We start from the raw sequence: 1525 nt of genomic DNA, 5'->3' as shown, positions 1-1525 counted from the left end.
TGCCCGGCTTGTGCAGCACCACCTCGTAGCGGTGCCGGGTCAGCTCGTTGTGCGCACTGCCGTCCTTGACCCGGACATCGACCGCGACACCCCCGGCACGGTCGGCCCAGCGCAGGAACCAGTCGGGGTCGACCACCAGTTCCTTCTCCAGGAGCACAGCCTGCTCCACCGCACTACGCAGCACGGCCGCCGTCGCATCCGCGTGCTTGACCCGCTGAACACCCGTCTGCAGGACCGCCAACGAGCTCGCTCGCCGGATGTCACCAAGGACGATCCGACCACCCGGCGCGAGCAGTTCCCAGGCCCCGTTCAGAACCTGCTCCAAGTAGCCGGCATTGGGGAAGTACTGCACGACCGAATTGAGCACCACGGTGTCGAACCGGCCACGCGCAAGACCGGACAGGTCGTCGGCGCCCTGGCACCGCAACTGCACCCGGTCCGCCAGGCCGGCCCGCCTCACCTGCTCCCGCAGCCGCTCGATCACCTGCCAGGAGAAGTCCGTGGCCCAGTACTCCTCCACCTGCCCCGCGACGTGGGCGAGCAGGAGACCCGAGCCGACCCCGAGTTCCAGGACCCGCATCGGCGACCAGCACAGCACCCGCTCCACCGCCGCGTCCCGCCAGGCACGCATCTCCTCCAGCGGGATCGGCTCACCCGTGTAAGAGCTGTTCCAGCCGACGAAATCCTCACCGAACTCACCGTCACCGACGGTGGAATACGCCTGGTCGTAGACCTCCTGCCACTCCCCCACCTGCTCCTGAGCCCCGCCCGCGATCTCCACCGCCTCGGGATCGGCGACGACATAGGCGACCAGACGCAGATCGCCCGGCTGATCCTCCCGCGCAGTGACGATCGCCTGACGGACCGCCGGATGACGGGTCAGCGTGTGCTCGATCTCGCCCGGCTCGATACGAAACCCACGCAGCTTGACCTGGTTGTCCGCACGCCCCAGAAAACAGATGTTGCCGTCCGGGAAGAAGCCGGCCCGATCACCCGTCCGATACAGCCGGTCCCCCTCCCGCCCGCTGAACGGATCACGGACGAACCGCTCCGCAGTCAGGTCCGGACGGTTGGCATAGCCGACACACAGACAGTCCCCACCGATGTACAGATCGCCCTCGACACCGACCGGACACGGCTCCATGTCCTCGTCGAGAACGTAGTAACGCGCATTGTCGATGGGCCGGCCGTACGGAATGCTCCGCCAGTCCGGATCGATCTCGCGAACCCGGAAGTAGTTCGACCACACCGTCGCCTCGGTCGCCCCACCAAGACTGATGATCTCCGCGTTCCGGAACACCCTGCGAACCTCGTCCGGCAGCGACAACGGCGTGTAGTCACCGGAGAGGAAGACGACGCGGAGGTCCTCGGTTCCCTGGTACCCGGTGTTCCCGGAGAACAGGGAGGCCACCTGGTTGAGGGTGGTCGGCACCGAGTCCCAGAAAGTGATCGGCTCCGTGAGCAGCAGGTCGAGCAGGAGCTGGGGGTCACGTTGCTGGGTGGCGTCCGCGATGTAGAGCCCACC

At 67.0% G+C, this 1525-nt stretch carries 1 protein-coding gene; it reads right to left on the bottom strand.

Annotated elements, in window-relative coordinates:
- A partial coding sequence (locus tag ACIF83_RS45625; protein WP_399736550.1) for an AMP-binding protein occupies positions 1-1525 on the bottom strand: 1525 nt, incomplete at both ends.

The organism is Streptomyces sp. NPDC085866, assembly GCF_044541035.1.
Classification (GTDB): domain Bacteria; phylum Actinomycetota; class Actinomycetes; order Streptomycetales; family Streptomycetaceae; genus Streptomyces.
Note: the sequence above shows the minus strand (reverse complement) of the source record. Positions and strands in the feature narration are given on the sequence as shown.